A 387-nucleotide genomic window follows, 5' to 3' on the forward strand; every position below is an offset into this window, starting at 1 on the left:
GTTCAAGAAACAGTCGGCGGCAGAAGCGCACGGCTCCGACTTCGGCATTCCCGGCGACCGCACCAAGCCGTTGTTCCGCAAGAACTCGCTCGACGAGATGACGGTGCGCCGTACGGAAAAGCCCGTCGAGGGAAAAGTGCCGGCGAAGCCAAAGCCGATCTCCCCCCTTGTGGGGGAGATGTCCGGCAGGACGGAGGGGGGCGCGAAGGAACGCGGCGATTCCAGCAAACCCATCGTCCGCCAGCGTTCGGGCATCGGCTCCTACGAGGAGCCGGCCGACGAGCGTCGCCAGAAGCGTCGACCGGGCAAGACGGGACGGCCAGGGCATTGATTTCCGAAGGTCGGTTCAAGACACGTTGAGATGCTGGCGGGACAGCGCCCCTCTCT

General features: G+C 65.1%; 1 pseudogene. It reads left to right on the forward strand.

Annotated elements, in window-relative coordinates:
- A pseudogene (locus tag EOA28_RS38490) lies at positions 1 to 331 on the forward strand (excinuclease ABC subunit B); the annotation flags it as partial.
- Positions 332 to 387 lie beyond the last annotated feature (56 nt).

Source organism: Mesorhizobium sp. M2A.F.Ca.ET.067.02.1.1, assembly GCF_004023285.1.
GTDB lineage: Bacteria > Pseudomonadota > Alphaproteobacteria > Rhizobiales > Rhizobiaceae > Mesorhizobium.